The organism is Nostoc sp., from assembly GCF_036916655.1.
GTDB lineage: Bacteria > Cyanobacteriota > Cyanobacteriia > Cyanobacteriales > Nostocaceae > Nostoc.
In genome coordinates, this window is sequence record NZ_JBALFY010000100.1 from 42,447 (window position 1) to 60,219 (window position 17,773).

19 protein-coding genes are annotated in these 17,773 nt (G+C 40.7%); 6 read left to right on the forward strand and 13 right to left on the reverse strand.

Features of this window, described 5'->3' with window-relative positions:
- The first annotated feature begins 125 nt into the window (after nucleotides 1-125).
- Complete coding sequence (locus V7L31_RS27120) at nucleotides 126-1,775, forward strand: GMC family oxidoreductase (protein ID WP_334699116.1); 1,650 nt, start codon at nucleotides 126-128, stop codon at nucleotides 1,773-1,775.
- 99 nt (nucleotides 1,776-1,874) lie between these two features.
- Here V7L31_RS27120 and V7L31_RS27125 read toward each other — a convergent pair whose 3' ends face one another.
- The 7 genes from V7L31_RS27125 to V7L31_RS27155 all read right to left on the reverse strand — a co-directional run bounded on the left by V7L31_RS27125 (nucleotide 1,875) and on the right by V7L31_RS27155 (nucleotide 7,020).
- On the reverse strand, nucleotides 1,875-2,072 hold the full coding sequence (locus tag V7L31_RS27125; RefSeq protein WP_334699117.1) for a type II toxin-antitoxin system HicA family toxin: 198 nt from the start codon (nucleotides 2,070-2,072) through the stop codon (nucleotides 1,875-1,877).
- Nucleotides 2,073-2,318 carry a DUF1902 domain-containing protein gene (locus V7L31_RS27130; protein WP_334699118.1) on the reverse strand — a complete coding sequence of 82 codons (246 nt, stop codon included), beginning with the start codon at nucleotides 2,316-2,318 and terminating at the stop codon, nucleotides 2,073-2,075.
- A 333-nt stretch (nucleotides 2,319-2,651) separates the two neighbouring features.
- The gene (locus V7L31_RS27135; RefSeq protein ID WP_334699119.1) at nucleotides 2,652-3,071 is read right to left on the reverse strand and encodes a hypothetical protein; all 420 of its coding nucleotides are present in this window, start codon (nucleotides 3,069-3,071) and stop codon (nucleotides 2,652-2,654) included.
- A gap of 184 nt (nucleotides 3,072-3,255) precedes the next feature.
- Nucleotides 3,256-3,795 (reverse strand): DOMON-like domain-containing protein, encoded by a 540-nt coding sequence (locus tag V7L31_RS27140; protein WP_334699120.1) that lies wholly within the window; start codon nucleotides 3,793-3,795, stop codon nucleotides 3,256-3,258.
- Nucleotides 3,792-4,910, reverse strand: coding sequence for a phosphotransferase enzyme family protein (locus V7L31_RS27145; protein WP_334699121.1), 1,119 nt, complete (start codon nucleotides 4,908-4,910; stop codon nucleotides 3,792-3,794). The genes V7L31_RS27140 and V7L31_RS27145 overlap by 4 nt, the downstream gene beginning before the upstream one ends.
- Before the next feature lie 162 nt (nucleotides 4,911-5,072).
- Nucleotides 5,073-6,377, reverse strand: a complete 1,305-nt coding sequence (locus V7L31_RS27150; protein ID WP_334699122.1) for a Tudor-knot domain-containing protein — start codon at nucleotides 6,375-6,377, stop codon at nucleotides 5,073-5,075.
- A gap of 256 nt (nucleotides 6,378-6,633) precedes the next feature.
- Nucleotides 6,634-7,020, reverse strand: a complete 387-nt coding sequence (locus V7L31_RS27155) for a hypothetical protein (RefSeq protein ID WP_334699123.1) — start codon at nucleotides 7,018-7,020, stop codon at nucleotides 6,634-6,636.
- Between the two features lie 299 nt (nucleotides 7,021-7,319).
- On the opposite strand from V7L31_RS27155, the gene V7L31_RS27160 reads away from it, so the two are divergent.
- From V7L31_RS27160 to V7L31_RS27175, 4 genes are all read left to right on the forward strand, one after another.
- Nucleotides 7,320-9,179, forward strand: a complete 1,860-nt coding sequence (locus tag V7L31_RS27160; protein ID WP_334699124.1) for a response regulator — start codon at nucleotides 7,320-7,322, stop codon at nucleotides 9,177-9,179.
- Complete coding sequence (locus tag V7L31_RS27165) at nucleotides 9,176-11,728, forward strand: ATP-binding protein (RefSeq protein ID WP_334699125.1); 2,553 nt, start codon at nucleotides 9,176-9,178, stop codon at nucleotides 11,726-11,728. Before V7L31_RS27160 ends, V7L31_RS27165 begins: the two co-directional genes overlap by 4 nt.
- Before the next feature lie 110 nt (nucleotides 11,729-11,838).
- Entirely contained in the window at nucleotides 11,839-12,216 is a 378-nt protein-coding gene (locus V7L31_RS27170; protein WP_334699126.1) for a response regulator, read from the forward strand.
- 350 nt (nucleotides 12,217-12,566) lie between these two features.
- On the forward strand, nucleotides 12,567-12,986 hold the full coding sequence (locus V7L31_RS27175; RefSeq protein ID WP_334699127.1) for a response regulator: 420 nt from the start codon (nucleotides 12,567-12,569) through the stop codon (nucleotides 12,984-12,986).
- Nucleotides 12,987-13,232: 246 nt separating this feature from the next.
- On the opposite strand, the gene V7L31_RS27180 is transcribed toward V7L31_RS27175, so the two are convergent.
- Nucleotides 13,233-13,445: a hypothetical protein gene (locus V7L31_RS27180; protein WP_334699128.1), complete on the reverse strand. Its 213-nt coding sequence runs from the start codon at nucleotides 13,443-13,445 to the stop codon at nucleotides 13,233-13,235.
- Between V7L31_RS27180 and V7L31_RS27185 the strand changes: the two genes are divergently transcribed.
- On the forward strand, nucleotides 13,444-13,755 hold the full coding sequence (locus V7L31_RS27185) for a threonine dehydratase (RefSeq protein WP_334699129.1): 312 nt from the start codon (nucleotides 13,444-13,446) through the stop codon (nucleotides 13,753-13,755). The genes V7L31_RS27180 and V7L31_RS27185 overlap by 2 nt on opposite strands.
- 62 nt (nucleotides 13,756-13,817) lie before the next feature.
- Here the strand turns inward: V7L31_RS27185 and V7L31_RS27190 are convergent, their stop codons facing one another.
- The 5 genes from V7L31_RS27190 to V7L31_RS27210 form a co-directional block, all read right to left on the reverse strand.
- Complete coding sequence (locus tag V7L31_RS27190; RefSeq protein ID WP_334699130.1) at nucleotides 13,818-13,958, reverse strand: hypothetical protein; 141 nt, start codon at nucleotides 13,956-13,958, stop codon at nucleotides 13,818-13,820.
- Nucleotides 13,959-14,285: 327 nt separating this feature from the next.
- Entirely contained in the window at nucleotides 14,286-14,495 is a 210-nt protein-coding gene (locus V7L31_RS27195; RefSeq protein ID WP_292846924.1) for a hypothetical protein, read from the reverse strand.
- 503 nt (nucleotides 14,496-14,998) lie between these two features.
- A complete protein-coding gene (locus tag V7L31_RS27200) occupies nucleotides 14,999-15,142 on the reverse strand; it encodes a hypothetical protein (RefSeq protein WP_334699131.1) in 144 nt (47 codons plus the stop codon).
- Nucleotides 15,143-15,272: 130 nt separating this feature from the next.
- Nucleotides 15,273-16,538 (reverse strand): hypothetical protein, encoded by a 1,266-nt coding sequence (locus tag V7L31_RS27205; protein WP_334699132.1) that lies wholly within the window; start codon nucleotides 16,536-16,538, stop codon nucleotides 15,273-15,275.
- Nucleotides 16,539-16,553: 15 nt separating this feature from the next.
- The gene (locus V7L31_RS27210; protein ID WP_334699133.1) at nucleotides 16,554-17,771 is read right to left on the reverse strand and encodes a diaminopimelate decarboxylase family protein; all 1,218 of its coding nucleotides are present in this window, start codon (nucleotides 17,769-17,771) and stop codon (nucleotides 16,554-16,556) included.
- Nucleotides 17,772-17,773: the final 2 nt, after the last annotated feature.

Here is a 17,773-nt window from a genome sequence, read left to right on the forward strand (position 1 = left end):
CCCAGATTTAGGGCGGGCAAGATGCCCACCCCACAAGATGGATAATTTATTTCTTGGAAGTCCCTAAATCACTACAAATCCTTCTGCGTGAGACAAAAAATATTTATTCAAAAGGAATTAAATTAATGTTGATTGATAGCCGCAAAGTGCCAATAGATGAAGTTATCAATACCGAAGTTTGTATAGTTGGTGCTGGCCCAGCAGGAATTACACTTGCACGAGAATTAATTGGGCAAGATTTTCGAGTTTGCTTACTAGAAAGTGGTGATATTGAATTTAATCAAGAGACTGCATCTCTTGGTGAAGGCGAAACTGTTGGAGATCCTTTTCCACCCTTACAAGATATGCGCCATCGTCAATTTGGTGGACTAGCTAATGTCTGGAATATTGAAATTAATAAAAATCAACTTGGTCTGAGGCACGTACCGTTAGACGAAATAGATTTTGAAAAAAGAGATTGGGTTCCATATAGTGGCTGGCCTTTTAGCAAATCTCATCTGAATCCCTTTTATGAACGCGCTCAAGCAGTCTGTAAACTCGGTTCCTTTGCTTATGAAGCCGAGGCTTGGGAAAATACTCAATCTCCTCGGACACATTTCACAAGTGACCGAGTTACTACTAGTATGTTTCAGTTTGGCCCACGCGATATTTTCACCAATGAATATCGGCATCAAATTAATCAATCTCCTAATATCACGACATTACTGAACGCCAACGTGGTAGAAATTGAGGCAGATGAAGCAGCCCAAACGGTGAAACGCGTACAAGTTGCTTGTTTATCTGGTAATAAATTTTGGGTAGCTGCAAAAATATTTATTTTAGCTACAGGTGGTATTGAGAACGCGCGTTTATTATTACTATCAAACCGAATTCAAAAGAATGGATTAGGCAATCAACATGATTTAGTGGGTAGGTTCTTTATGGATCATCCTTTTATCCGTTGTGGTATGCTTGTTCCGCAAAATCGCAAAATCTTTAATTCGATGGCTTTGTATGACTTACGCCGGGTGAATAATGTCACAGTGATGGGAAAATTTGCCCTAACAGAACAAGTAATGCGCCGCGAAAAATTACTAAATATGACTGCGTTGTTATATCCCAGAGATGAAAGGTTTAGGTCGGCGGCAAAGGCTTCTGCAAAAATTTTATTCTCTTCACTTCGGCAAAGACAGTTACCTAAAAATGTTCTTCAACATTTGCAAAATGTTATTATCAATATTGATGATTTAGTAGCTGATTGGTATAAGTATAATGTCAAAAAAGAATATTTGTTCCCGGATTTGAGTCATGGAGGATGGTCTGAGCATGAAGGGAATGAACAGAAATATACAAAGTTTGAAGTTCTCAGCCAAACCGAACAAACACCAAATCCAGATAATCGGGTGACACTTAGTAATCAACTAGATAAGCTTGGTTGTCCTCAAGCAAAATTAATTAATCATTGGGGCGAAATAGATATTTGCAGTGTGAAGCGATCGCAGTTATTATTTGCACAAGAGTTTGCTAGTGCCGGTCTGGGTGAGTTGCAGATTGAATTGGATGGAGATCGTCCAGTTGCTTCTCTTAGTACCCATCATAATATGGGAACAACGCGTATGCATCATGACCCACAACAAGGAGTAGTTGATGCAAATTGTCAAGTTCACGGCATCTCTAATTTATTTATGACAGGTAGCTCTGTTCTCCCTACAGGAGGCTATGCTAATCCTACGCTCACCATTGTTGCCTTAGCAATCAGATTGGCAGACCATCTGAAAGCACAATTGTCTCACTAAGTATAACTTTGCGTAAAAGTGTCACGGTTTTAGATGTAGCGATCGCTATTTTCTAAGACTTATCCAGTATCCAGGATATCGACACAAAAATTATCAAAATTAAAACGCTTTAGACAGTCCTGCTTGTTTCAAAACTGTGTTAGCTGTATGGCGTGATTTGATAAAACTATCTACCACAAAACGACGGTCTGTGATTGGACTATACCAAATTTCATGATCTCCCTTGCCTTGCCTTTCAAAGTAGCACCCAGCTTCCACAAGCATCTTTTTCAACTCAGGAGTAAAAGACACACCCATTTATGAAGCCACCTCTATTAACTCTTGGCGATGGCTGGTTAATTCAAAGCTGATAGAACCCACATAATCAGAAGGCACAATTCGATTCAAAACAAGGAGTTCTGGAATCATTTCTCTAAGCTTTTGCGTAAGAGACTCAATCGTAGAAGCTTCTGTTACCAATCCTGGCACGTTCTCACTAGTTGCCACCCACACTTCTGCATCTTTATCCCAAAATGCATCAACCTTCAATGTGTTTTGTGTCATGATCGAGCGCTACACACAAATTTACGACGGTAATTCAAGTTTAAAACAATTGAACTAAAAATGTTGAGGCAGTTAATAGCCAGTGTGAGTTACAATTTTCACAACCCAGATAGGATGCGATCGCTGTTACTTAACCGTTGAATAGTATAATTCGATTAAGATAGCAGGCACGTAATGTTTTTACTTAATATAAATAGCCGAAGAACCTAATCTAAAACCCCCATACCTTAAACGTACAGGGGTTATTTCAGCTTGCAGGGAAGGTTCAAAGAAAAGGTTAACTTGTATTGCATTAAATTACAAATTTACAAATAGCCATAGATAAAGTTGTAGTTATCCAGGATAATTTGCTCCGGTTAATACCCCCAATTGCAGATTTACAGCGCTTATGTAATCTTGATTATTTAAAACTTGTGCTGGTAACTTGTTAGCTTTGATCGCAGCTTTGACTAAATCTTGCGGAGTAATATTTCCACGCCGACCTTCATCAATCAAAGTTCCTCCACTAGGAACTCCTTGCTGTTTTAAACCACCTTGGTAAGCAAGATTAACTAGATTAAAGGGTTGAATATAGCTGACATTGGTGGAATTACTGCCTAATGCAGCAGAATTAACTGCTGTGTTTATTGGTTTCTCACTAGTAGCATCAGTACTTATATTGTTGTTTGCGGCTGTTTGAGCGCTAGCAATACCAGATGTGAGGGCAAGAGAAACAACGATCGCTGTAGAATTTATCAATGTTGTTAATTTCATAACGTACTCCTTAAGTACAGAGAAGTAGAATCAATAGTTTCTACTAATAGATTCCTCTTATTTACATTTATAGAAATTAACCTTAGAGAATTAACTCACCCAAACGGGTGATTTGTTTCTCATCCAAATGAGTGACTTATTTGCTGGTTTATCATTCTGGCATATTGGTAGCAGCAAGCACATCTCATAACTCAATGATGAAACTGTCTCGTAGATGAAAGTCAGCCGCCGCACCCCGATGAGTTAAAGCCCAGTAAGTTACTTCACCACCTCTATGTTTAATAACGGTAGTAATGCCAACTTCAATTGCTTGTTCTGCCGAGATAATTTTATCCAAATTGACATCTAACGCCAGCACCAAAGCATCGGTTTGATTCTGAACACTAAACGGTAGCTTTTCAAAGGCTGTTTCCTCTTGCATTCCTTGACGATACCCATCAAAGCGATAGACATTCCAGTGTCCGGCAGGGGAGAGGTTAAATTCCCAATAACGTTGAGAATCTTTGATGCCAAGGAAAAACTCAAAGCAAGTGTCTTCCCACAATTTGTACTTGCGTGATGGTGCATTTGATGGTGAAGAAATTGCAATTTCTTTTAAGTCCCCTCCAAGGCTGTAGTAGATAGCAAGTTGATTAGAATTTCGGGAGATATTGCCTGTAATTTTCAAATTAGGAAAGGACTCAGTAGAAGGGAAAGGTTGCAGGGAAAATATCTGGTTGTTCATTTCATGTCTTGAATAATTTTGCGAATCTGCGTTTCTTGAGATTCAATACTTTCGGTAAGCTTAAACTGGACGATCGCTCTTGCTAAATTGTGTTCTGGATGCTTAACTTTAAAGTAGACATTCCCTGCTAAATAATCAGCAAAAAATCTCAGTCCTAGTTCAAAAGTAATTAGACGAATCGCATCATATATGTATGCATAATCATTCTCGGTCAGAAATGCCTTAGCCACAGCGAGATAACCCTGGAGGATTTCTTGACACAAATCGGTATCGAAATAAATACTTTCCCAATTCTCGGTTTCTTCACCAGCCGGATTGCAACCCGATCGCAGGCAATCACCAATATCGTAATGTACCAGACCGGGTTTCACGGTGTCTAGGTCGATGACGCTGACGGCTTGCTGGGTAACAGTGTCAAACATCACGTTATTGATTTTTGGATCGCCGTGCATCAAACGCAGAGGTAGAATGCCTTCAGATTTGGCATTTTCTAGGATATATGCAAAGACTTGGCGATCGCTAACAAACTGTAAGCAATAATTAACTTCAGAAGATTCACTCACACTAGTTTTCGCCAAAATTTCTTGGTAATGTTGGAGATAAAGCGGTGTAATATGGAACCCTTCGAGGGTATCAGCAAGTTTTTCTGGCGGCAAATCGCTGATGAGATTGTGGAACATCCCCAAGGCATAACCGATTTCTTTCGCGTGTGAGCGATCGCCTATACTATCAAAAGACTGGGAACCTTCAATAAAGCTAATTGCCCGCCAAAATGAGCCATCTGCATCCTTGCAATGGTCTTGAGTATCTTTGGTCAATAGTACACGTGGTACTTCCCAGCGACGATTAAGCGGTGTATCCTGCAACCGTTGGTGAATATGTTCCGTGAAGGTACGCATATTTTGCATAATCAGTTGTGGCTGACGAAACACTTGTGTGTTAATGCGTTGCAGGACAAAATGTTGTTCTTTTGAGGAATCTAGAGTTGCTAAAAAAGTGTCATTTATATTACCACTGCCAAATGCTTTAACGCCTGTAACCTTTCCCTGTTGGGCGAATTGGTTAGCGATCGCCACTAGGTTTCGGGTATTCTGTGTATTTATTTGTTCTGTCATGTGTTTGACCTGTACTACTCCTCATATACATTGCACGCAAGCAATAGGGGATATCGTAGCGCAAGTATCAATATAATTCGTAATTCGTAATTGGTAGATAGGAAAAACAAGATCCCCGACTTCGTAAAAGTTGTCGGGGATCTGCGGGTTGCAATTTAATAGTTAGGAAATCTCATCGTTATCAACCCACTCGTCATAAGATGAGTCATAACCAACGTAGTGAAGAAAGTATTGCTGACCTTGGATTTGCTCAATCGTTGCGGAATACCAAGCCTCTTGCTCATCATCCCAACATTTTACCTTTTGACCGACTGCATATCCATTGTCATCAGTAGCACGAAGATCGCGAGTGCGAATGTCATCTTCGCCTACCCACTCGTCATAAGATGAACCGTAACCAAGGTAATGAATAAAGAATTGGTCATCTTGGATTTTTTCTATTGTTCCCTGATACCAATCTTCCTCATCATTATCCCAGACTTCCACTGTTTTACTTACTTCATACTGATTCTTATCTGATTTAACAGCAGAAGAGACATCTTGAATCGGCTTTTGTTCATCTTGTTTAATTTCTTCTTTTACTAAAGTGTATGCTTGCAAAATCAAATTGCGAGCGACAGTTTGAGTTCCTGTATGCTCGTAGTAATTGGTAGTTTGATCTAGGAATGCTGCAACAAAATCTAAATTATCATCAGCAATCTGAATAAAATTACCCAAATTACTAGAAATTGATTGCGGGGTGATGCCTGTTTTGGATACTAAATCATTCATCCAGCCTTGCACTGAGTTGAAACCCTGACTGATAAAACCAACTTTATCAGAAGGATTATTACCTGGAAGAAAGTTATTAACCGCTAAGAAAACTGGATTTTGAGTTATTGCACTAGCATCAGTGCCGCTAATAACTCCGTGAATTTTGCTCAGAAAATCGGGGCCTAAGGGTAGAATTCCATCTAGACAAACTAGAGCCACCATCCGCATTAGGGACGCATTTTGATAGTTGTTAGCGAGGGAATTAGCAAACTCTTGGGGATTAGGTTGAGGAATACCGTTTATTTTGCAAAAGGCAATGATTTCAACAGCTATTTTTAGTGCTAAGTCAATGGATTGAGTGACATCCGCTTTAGGAGTAATTTTGCCTAAAAAAGAAAGAAAGCCAATTTTCTCACTAACTTTATTCGCTAAAGCCGCCGCTCCCATTGCTGTGTCTGCCTTATCAATTGTTTGATAAAGTTTGATTGCAAACTGGTAGCCTTTTTGAGGATCTTCGTATATTGTAGCGGCGCGATCGCGGATTTTCTGGATTACCTTAGCATCGGTTTCTCCAGTAATGGTACGAATACTATTGTCAAAGCCCGTCAAATTGCTCCATTCCCCTGGTGCTACATAATCAAGAGCTTTTAAAACTTTGACAGTAATATTGTCAGTTGGTAATTCGTCAACCAACTGAATAATCGATTTGTCCATCAGCCGATCCTCAAAACTCAAAATATGGTTACAATCTGATTCAGAGTAGCCCAGCGCTCACAAGAAGCTTTTTTCTGGTGGGTACTGGGCAATTACTAAACCGTATTTATAGAGTTCCCCGAACCGATCTAAAAATTAAGGGCGACTGGCAAAAATTTTGGGTTTTCGAGACGCGATAAATCGCCGTCTCTACAAGGATTTTGGTCTTATCTGAAAAGTGCTGAGTTATTATTCTCCTTCAGTCCCCAATCCCTTTTCAAGCCAAATTTTGCGGACAGTAGCCCAATCCGCGAATATAACCTTGTCGGAATACTTCAATCTCATCAGGCTGCGGTCTACCATGAGAAACTACCGCTATCTTATAGCGTTTCATAACATTAATTGGTGGTTGTCCAGTTTCCAAACTGCTCAGAACCTTACTAATCAACTTGGATGGGGAGTAAATAATCCCTAATTCGTTTAAGAAAGCTCTAATATCTTTATCCTTTTCTACAGGAACAAAAGACTTAGTTTTGACGTTGATTATCCAACCATCAAATTGATTAATTACAGTCACAAATTCAACATAAAATTCATTTTTACTAAAATATTCAACAACCCGCAATGTCAGACTAGCATTGGCCAGATAGTATAGGTATTGCATAATTTCTAGGGCAGAATCGATACTTTCAAAAAATAATCTCTAAATCTAAAGATTTCATGAGGATTATAAATTTTTACAGAAAAATTAAATAAATAAATCTTTCATCATCAAAGTGAATGTAAAAACTACTTTAATTATGGATATTTGTAAATAAATATCTGAGACTATCAACTTTAAATTAACTTGTTGTAATGTTTGTAACAATATATTAAAATTACACAGTAACTTGGCCATGACTACGGTGATGGTGTGCCCGGCGATCGCATAGGTGTCATAAGCATCTTCTTTGGATACAATCTATGAAAATTTTGTTGGTAGAGGATGACGTATTACTGAGTACAGCACTCTTCGATTTGTTGAGTGCAAATCGTTATACTATCGACATAGCAAGCAATGGACAAGCTGGATTAGAACTAGCGACATCGACTGAGTATGAGTTGATTTTGCTGGATTGGCTAATTCCCAAACTGGATGGGATTAGCTTATGTCGGCAACTGCGATCGCAAGGCTACCGTAAATCTATTCTGTTGCTAACAGGGAAAAATTCTAATGCAGATATAGTGGCAGGCTTAGATGCCGGAGCAGATGATTACGTCATCAAACCCTTTGACCCAGAAGCATTACTAGCCAGAATTCGCTCTTTATTACGACGCAATGAGGCAATCTCATCATCCATCTTAACCTGGGGAAATCTCTGTTTAGATCCAAGTGCCGGCAGAGTAACTTGTCATGGGCAAGAAATTCCCCTCACCGCCACAGAATACAAACTGCTGGAATTATTTTTGCAAAACCCAGATCGGATCTTTAGTCGAGCAGTGATTCTAGATCGGCTCTGGGGATTTGGGGATGCACCGACTGAAAATGCAGTTACGACTCATATTAAGGACTTGCGAAAGAAACTGAAAACAGTAGGTTTAGCAGAAGAATTTCTAGAAACGGTATATGGTATGGGCTATCGCATCAAGCCTGCACCTAATCGCTCCATCTCTGTTGTGCAAACGAATCAAGATGGCAAGAAAAAAACTGCTCCCAAAGATATGACTGCTGTCAATCGAGTGCTGGAACGATTTCGTAATTCCTTTGTCGGTCAGGTTGTAGTGCTGGAGCGGTTAAAAACTGCACTTTTAGTTGGGAATTTCAATGAGGAGTTGGAGTTACATCAACAGGCATTGCATGAAGCCCATAAGCTAGCAGGCTCGATGGGATCGTTCGGTTATCCAGAGGGTTCGCGGTTGGCACGGAAAATAGAGCATTTGCTGCTTGGAGATTCCTCGTTATCTACCGAACAAATCTCTAATTTTTCGCAACTGGTAACAGAATTACAGCAAGAGTTAACTAAGCCTGCGGTCACTTCTACCGCTCAAAACTTCCCGGTAAACCAAACTTATCGTTTATTAGTCATCGATGACGATACGACACTGACAGAGCAGTTGCAAGCAGAAGCCGACTCATGGGGCATCAGGATGAAGGTTGCACCAAACTTAGCAACGGCCCGATCGCTATTTTCCTTAGCAACTCCTGATGTAGTTTTGCTGGATTTGAGTTTTCCTGGAACAGAAGAAGATGCATTAATATTATTGAGCGAGATAGTAGAGCGATCGCCAAATATCCCAGTAATTGTTTTTACAGGACGAGATACCCTAGCAGATCGACTGGCAGTCTCGCGTTTAGGAGCTAGACAATTTTTGCATAAACCGGCGACAACCGAGCAGATTTTTCAGGCGATCGCTCGTGTCTTACCTCAACCTCAAACTTCCGAAGCCAAAGTTTTAATCGTAGACGATGATCCTGTAATACTGGCTGGATTATCGGCGTTACTAACTCCTTGGGGGTTGGAAGTAATAACCCTCTCCCAATCACAACAATTTTGGAAGGTGCTGATTGCAACATCTCCAGATTTGGTGGTACTAGATTTAGAAATGCCAGTAGTGAACGGCTTAGAATTGTGCAAAGTCGTGCGCCAAGATGCCCAGTGGGGAGATTTACCGATTTTAGTAGTTACAGCCCATACCGAAGCAGAATTTCTTCAGCAAGCCTTTGCTGCCGGAGCCGATGATTTTATTAGCAAGCCAGTGCTAGGGCCAGAACTTGTAACACGGGTACTGAGCCGCATTCAAAGAACGCGCTGGCGCTCTCAACTAGGGAGAAGTCAAGCATGATCGGAAATTCACGATTATTAAACTACGGTGTCGCTATTGGCTCCACAGCGATCGCCCTCCTGCTGTCACTTTGGCTAGAACCGCTAATTTCTCGAACCATTGGGGCATTTTTCTACATAGCGATCGCTGCAAGTACTTGGTATGGTGGCTTTCAACCAGGGATTGTTACAGTTGTCCTTTCCACACTGGCAATTGATTATTTTTTAATTCCCCCTCGCTATCAACTGGCGATCAATCAACCAGAAGATATATTCCGGCTAGCTCTTTTCTTACTAGTTGCCTTGATAATTAACCTGGTGACAGGCAATCTTCAGTACAGCAGACAGAAGATTCACCAACTCAACCAACAATTGTCTCAAGAGAATGCCGAGCAATCGCGGATGACTCTTGACGAACGCAAACACACACAAGAAACACTACAACAGCAATTTGAGCAACAGCGCTTAGTCATGGAGATGAGCCAGCGTATCCGGCGATCGCTCAATTTACAAGATATCTTGCAAACTACTGTTGATGAAGTGCGGCATTTTCTGGAGTGCGATCGCGTTACTATCTTCCAATTTTATCCAGGTTGGGGTGGAACCATTGTTGTTGAGTCTGTTGCACCGGAATGGATGGCTCTTTTACCACTCCAGATTCTCGATCCTTGTATTGGTGAACAGAACGTCGAACCCTTTAAACAAGGCTTAGTCACTGCGAAAACTGATATTTATACAGCTGGAATTAGTCCCTGTCACGTTGAATTTTTGGAAAGTCTCCAGGTGAGGGCAAATCTGGTTGTTCCCGTTTCTTTGGGAGATGAATTATGGGGATTATTGGCAGCTCATCAATGTGCGGCTCCTCGTGAGTGGCAATCTTCAGAAATTGCTCTGTTGCGGCAGTTAGGAACGCAGGTAAGCATTGCGATCCAGCAGGCAGATTTGTTCAAACAGTTACAGATAGAACTAACGGAGCGCAAACAAGCAGAAATTGACCTACAACAACTCAATGCCGAACTTGAACAACGAGTGCAAGAACGTACCGCACAACTGACAGAGACGAACGATCGCCTGCAAAAAACAGTGATCGAGCAGCAACAAACCCAACTCACACTTTTAGAACAGTCACAAATGCTGGAGCTTCAGGCTGTAATTACCCGAAATATGGGAGAAGGCATTTGCTTAGTGAAAATTGATAATGGAATGATTGTCTATGCCAATCCGAAATTTGAGGAGATGTTTGGCTATAACTCTAGCGAACTCAACGGTCAGCACATTTCCATTGTGAACTATGTCACCGAATCGGTAACTACGAAAGATGTAAATCAAGCGATTGTGTCTGCCGTCTTACAAAATACTGAAGCTACTTATGAAGTCCAGAATGTTAAAAAAGACGGAACACCATTTTGGTCTAGTGTGACGACTTCTGTATTCAGGCATCCCAATTACGGCAAAGTTCTGGTTGCGGTTCACCAAGATATTACTGAGCGCAAAGGCATCGAAGAAGCTTTACGGGAGAGCGAAGAAAAGTTTCGTCAGCTGGCAGAAAACATCCAAGCAGTATTTTGGATGACTGATAATCAAAGTCAGCAAATTCTATATGTGAGCAATGCTTATCAAACCATCTGGCAAAGAAGTTGTGAGAAGTTGTATCACAACTATTCAGATTGGTTAGATGCAATTCACCCAGAAGATCGCCAGCGCGTCGAAATTGAACTCATTGAACAACTCAGATCGGGGCAATACGATAAAAAATATCGCATTATCCGTCCTGATGGTTCAATCCGTTGGATTCGCGATCGCGCATTTCCGATCAAAAATGAATTCGGCGCAGTAGTTCGGATAGCTGGTATTGCCGAAGACATCACTGAATTAGAGCAGATTAATTTGATCAAGAGTGAGTTTATTGGCATCGTTAGTCACGAACTCCGCACTCCCTTAACTGCAATTCGCGCCGCATTAGGCTTACTACAAACTGGTATCTACGACAAAAAACCAGACAAATTCAAGCGGATGATTGAGATTGCAGCCATCGATAGCGATCGCTTAGTGCGTCTAGTTAACGATATTCTCGATTTGGAACGCTTAGAATCGGATCGAGCTATTTTAGAGAAAACCACCTGCAATGCGGCTGACTTAATTCAACAAGCAGTAGCAGGAGTGCAAGCGATCGCCAATCAGCAAAATATTACCTTTAAGATCCACCCTACCAATGCTCAAGTTTGGGCGTCGGCTGATGCCATTGTGCAAACACTCACCAATTTGTTAGGTAATGCAATTAAATTCTCGCCGGCTGATTCTACTATTACCCTGACTGTCCAACAGCAAACAGACCAAGTATTATTCCAGATAAGCGATCGAGGACGAGGTATCCCCGCAGACAAGTTAGAAGCAATCTTTGGACGATTTCAGCAAGTAGATGCCTCTGATTCTCGCACCAAAGGCGGCACAGGCTTGGGATTGGCAATCTGTCGTAGTATTATTGATCAACACGGTGGGAAAATCTGGGCTGAGAGTACTCTTAGTGTCGGCAGCACGTTTTTCTTCACTCTGCCATTGCCGGGAAATTAGGCAGGGGGCAGGGGGCAGGGGGCAGGGGAGCAGGGGAGCAGAGGAGAATAATAAATAACCAATGACCAATGACCAATGACCAATGACCAATGACCAATGACAAATGACAAATGACAAAAAAATTGTTAATTGTGGATGATGAAGAACGAATCCGCGAATTAGTACAAGCTTGTTTAGAAGACTTGGGAGGATGGGACACCCTGACAGCTGCATCAGGAGAAGAAGGACTGAAAATCGCCCAGACACAACCCATTGATGCCATTCTACTTGATGTCTCTATGCCTGATCTTGACGGCTTTGCAGTCTACGAAAAGCTTCAGGGAAATTCTGCAACCCAAGGGATTCCAGTGATTCTGTTAACAGCAAAAGTCCAAGGGAGCGATCGCGCCCGTTTCGCCCAAATGGGAATTGCTGGGATTATTACCAAACCCTTTGAACCTACCTCTATTTGCAACGAAGTTACCAATATTTTGGGGTGGGACGATTAATTCTTGAAGAAGAATTCAGAATGGGTTACGCCCCACTGCGCTAACATAAGTCAGAATTCAGGAGCGAAGGTGTCATATCATGTTCGCCTAATCACTTATTAAAAAAATTCTCCGCGTCAGTCTTAATGATAAGTATTCAACCGAACTTTATATCAGAATCAATGAGTAGGGGACGTGAACCCGTTTATTTATGCAGCGATCGCACAGAATTCTGGCTCCTGACTCCTGAATTCTGTTTTTGAAGATTTGTAACAAAATCTATATCTTTATTAGTTTTTTATTTTTATCATTTATATTTTTTGTTTGCAGATAAAAATATTTTCTCTCACAGGAAAGCTGTATGAAATGACATGGATATGCTACGGGAGGTAAATATAACCGGCAAAACGATATTGCTCATTGATGATGAACTGAATGTACGTGAGATAGTAAAATTTTGTCTCCAAGATTTAGCTGGTTGGAATGTGCTGACAGCAGATTCTCCATCAGAAGGATTGCAGAACGCAGTACACCATAGTCCTGACGCGATTGTATTGGATATCTCAATCCGTGATATGGCTAGTTTTGAGTTTATGAATAAACTCAGAAACAATACAGAAACTAAAACTATTCCTGTAGTGCTGCTAAGTGCTAAAGCGCGATGGCTGGATTCGCAAATTTTGCAAAAGTATCAAGTTGCAGGTGTAATTCTCAAACCCTTTAATCCAGTTACCCTCCCTGCTCAAGTTGCTCAACTACTGGGTTGGGATTTTACTTCACTAATGGAATAAACAAGAATAAAGAAGTTTACGAATCATTTAGGATTGACATATTAGGAATCGTATTTGATTTTTGAAAAGATACGTAGGCGGGGAGTAGGGAGTCAATACTTGTCAGTTAAGGGGAGAAGGGGAAAGGGGAAAGAAAAACCTTTAACCCCAGCAACTTGAAAATAATTTAGAGCAGCTTCCTGAGCGAGATCGACTGCACTCTCGACTGAGATGCTAACATCGCCAGCATGAAGCGCAGAGACATTGTTAATCCCGTCTCCCAGATATCCAACTACATTCCCCGCTTGTTTGTTTGAGGGCTATATTAATTCTTCTGCCATCTTTGGCAGTTTGCTCTGTATAACCTCCACAAAAGAAATAGCTATACCTATCCACTGGTAGATTTTTGCCATAGCACCAATTCTGCGATCGCAATTGAGTCACAATATATAGATAGGCAATCATTGAAGGTGGTGTCATGCTTCGTCTAACTCAAGCTATTCGGAACTTTTTCATTCGCGTTGAAGGCTTGTTTGGTGTTTTATTCCAAAGTTTTTCTAATTTTGTCGGAAATATATTTGGTTTTTTTGCCAAGCTTTTCGGATTCACTAGTTCTGGTTATTTCTTGGAATCTGATGAAGTGCAAGGTGTAAACCTAACCGCCGCTAAACAGCCAATTGAAACGAACCGAGATAACACTAGTAAAATTTCTACCAGTAACCGCCGTCGTCCTAATGCCAAGCTTGACGACTACTACCTCAACATGGCTCGTGATGTGAAAAAGAACTGACAAAAAACATCCACATCAATCGAAGGGTGATATTTTAGTAATGCGTTCACCATAGACGATGGTTATTGAGCGATCGCACTACCCATTTTTTCTCTCAAAATTTTATAAATTATTGTCGCCTGCACTGATGTAATGTGAGTGCGCGAAAACCATCCAGCCGCAATTAACCGATTTTTCTGTGCGTAGGCTAGCAAAAACCGCAAGTATCGCACCTTTAATAAAACAGGAGTCAGAATTCGGAATTCAGAATACTTTACCCATAAAAGGATAGGGTTTTAAGGCGAGAATATTTTAATTTTTTTCGCCTACCAGGAGCGAAAGCGCGTACCGGGAAGTGCCCCAATGGGGATCTTGCTAGCGGTAGCACCTCATAGAGAAGTACGATTTTAACTGATATTCGTCACCCACTCGTACAGAATTCATACTGAATTCTGACTCCTGAGTTCTGAATTCTTCTTATAAAAATTTTGTCCAGCTTCAAGCTGGACAAGAACTAGAAATATTTTTGAGATTGAATATTTACTTGATTTTTAACTTACTAAATCAACCAAAGCGTTACTATGAAAGCGAACTATAGATGAAACTGAGCAACCACGATAATTCTCAGAGGTGAATACTGATAGTGTGATATTAGTTTGACCGGGATCTAGTATGCGTTTTACCTTGCAGGTTTGCATTTTGTTGTTGCAGTAAGCAATAATGCGATCGCCAGCCTTGACTTCCAACGCTTGAATTTTCAATTAATACCAACCTTGCCCAGGAATTTGCTTAGTTAAAGGAAAAACATATTGCTATATTTCAATTCTTTAATAATAGCAATGTTTATTTAAGTATAACACAAAAATTAAAACCCTGAAATGGTATCAATTTTATCTTGATAATGTCAACGAAAATCGGCGGCTATCCCATCCGGTGTCCGCAATAGCCGCCCGCCGATTTAGTCATTAACGTGAAAGCAAGCCTATAACTAGCTTTTAGATTGCCTCGTTCCCAGAAAAAGGTATCAACTTAACGCGAAACGGGCGGTTAGAAACCGCGTCAATACAAACAAAACCCACCCCCGTGAGTTTCAAAACCTTGATTTGACCTTAGTCCGATGAGGTGGACAATGCCAGTGTAGCCGCAAATTTTATGAGACTATTGGCAAATTAATAGGGGGTCTAACCCATCATTATCTATTGCTCTTGATTTCCCTGATTTGAGTCCGTTTCAACGGACTTGAGCTATTAGCCCGAAATTGATTTCAGGGCGGGAAAGCAACGCCAAACCAAGGTTTTAGGGGTGAGGGGTCAAACCCATTGAGAATTGACCATTCTATTCGCCAGGGCAAAAGTAGACACCGCTCATCCGCCGGGAATTGAAATTCCCGTCTCATTGCTAAAGTCATCTGAAGATGACTAAATATCGCCAAAAGTCTCCAGTCTACTTCAGTAAACTTAAGCTATTAGCCCGAAAATTTATTTCCGGGCGGGCATGGAAGCCAACAGTTAAGCTATTTCTAGCTTAAGTTGAGAATACTAACCGAAACTTTCAATAACGTACATATCATTTCCTGTATTGCCGACTAAAAGCAAACTACTGTCATCACCTTCTAAAGTTTGGCTGCCAGCAATACCCTTTTGCAGAACTTTAATTATTCTTTGGGGAGTAAAAGATTCCAATTCCACAAATCTTCCAGATTCTAACCATACTAATTCTTCAGCAGATAATTTTTGACGTATTTCTTCAGGCAATTGTCTAGCTGCTTGCGCCGACTCTGGAGAGGATTGAATAAACATTCCACGTTTGGTAGCGATAATTTGACGTGGTGTTAATCCAATATCAATAATCACAATCTCACTATTGAGAAACCAATTAGCATTGGTTTTCAAATGATGAACTAAACCAATTCCTCGTGGATTGCAATCATGTATTGCATAGACTTTCAAATCGGGATTGCGGCGCAGCATTTGCATTGTGGTATCAAAAATGCTTTGAGGATATCCAGTAATGCTGAGAATTGCACAGTTGTTTTCAAAGTGAAAATTGTTAGCAATTAATAGTTGAGCAATACTAGCACTATCACAAATGACTAATCTATCAAAACTGTAAGCTGTTACATCAGGATTAATCGTGGCTGGTGTATTTTCCTGCTTTGGTGAAGGAAGAATTTTGAGAATTGAACCATTGATTTGCTGCCAACGGTTTAGCCAATCTTTAACCTGAGATTCAGAAAATAAAAATTCTTGTGTTACTAATTCGATTCTACTTGACTGTCGAGTTCCTAAGTATATCGATAGCATCCCCATACTAACGAAAATAACAAATATAGTAAATGAATTCACATTGATACTAAATAAAATTCCTCCAGCAAGAATGATTCCTCCTAAAATTTGCAAAGCCTTGGCATTTGATTGGCGATCTTTGTTATTGAGTTTACGAGACTTACTAGATTTAAAAAAATTTATAATAAGAATAAAACTGAAAATAAACGGAACTATAAAAGAACTAGGAATGGCTGTAAAAAAGCTAATCATTAGAAATGGAATTAACCAGCCAAATCCTGAAAATGATTTAGCCCTCAGACGATTATCTAGAAAATAAAGCAGTTGCTTGGGTGTAAAAAACAAGGTGTTATTTGCAGAAATGTCAGCGATCGCCTTTGCAAAAAAAGGATCGGTTATCTTAATATTGCTCATACTAGTTGGCTCAAAGGCAAACAGATGATTGCATTTTATACACCGACCTTGATTAGCTGTCCGGTCTTTTAATTTATTATCAGTTACGCAGTTAATACACTTCATAATGCTTTTTTGATGTTAGTTATCTAGCACCTGATTTGTTAATAAAACACTGTAGTCTTCCCGCCGACGAATCAAGCGATGTGTGTCATTTTCTAGCAAGACTTCCGCAGGTTTGGGGCGATGTAAAAAGTGAGACGACATCGCATAACCATAAGCACCAACATCTAGAATGGCAACGATATCACCAATTTCTAGTGCTGGGAGTTGGCAATTTTTCCCCAGATAATCTCGTGAATATGTGGTGTTACCACAAATATCAGTTGTGAATGGATTGTCTGCTTGTTTCCAAGTGATAATTTCTCGGTAGCCGCCGTGTACTGAGGGTACTGAAAGATTCGCAACAGTGGTATCAACTCCAACAATCTGTTTTTCTCCTTGCCATTTTACAGAAACAACTTGAGCAAGCAATGTGGCACATCCGGCGATCGCACTTCGTTCCGGTTCAACTACCAAATCAATGTCCCGTCCTAAACGAGTAATTCTCTCGGTTAATTCAGCCCCAAATATTTCCCAGTCAAAGGCTGTTTTATTGTGATGATATGGATAGCCAAAGCCACCACCAAAATCTAAATATTCCCAATCTGGTAACTTTTGGGCTGTGGCGATTACTGTATCAATCACCTCGGTGAAAGCTGCTGTAGCGTTAGTTCCCGTACCTCGATAGAAGTGTAAACCACTCAGCTTTAATCCCACCTCACCAGTTATAGCGATCGCATCACCAAACTCCTCTGGACGCACACCAATGCGGCTATCTCCGGTAATTTCCGGCAAATTGAGCCGTAAACCCAGCCGAATCGATTTCTCTATGTGTTTAGGCAAAACTTTGCAGCACAACTGCAACTGAGCAAGGCTATCGAGATTGAGAGTTGTAATTCCCCAATTCAGGACTTGTAGCATCTCAGCTTGATTCAAATTACTGCCGCTATAAACAATCTCACTAGGATCGAAACCAGCTTCTAATCCCAGGTAAATATCTCCTGGGGTATTGGCGTGAAGTCCCCACCCAAATGAACGAAAAATTTTTAACAGCGCAATGTTGCCATTGGTAACGCTAGCAAACCGAAATTGCGTGCGCGGATAGCTGACTGCTTTGTTAATCCGCTTAATAGTTTCGCCCAAGCGATCGCCATTATAAACATAAAGCGGAGAACCGTAGTTATTCAGTAACTCCTGAGCAACTTCCCTGGAGAATGGGAGAGTAAGACAATTTTGAGTTAAATTATTTGATAGCATTT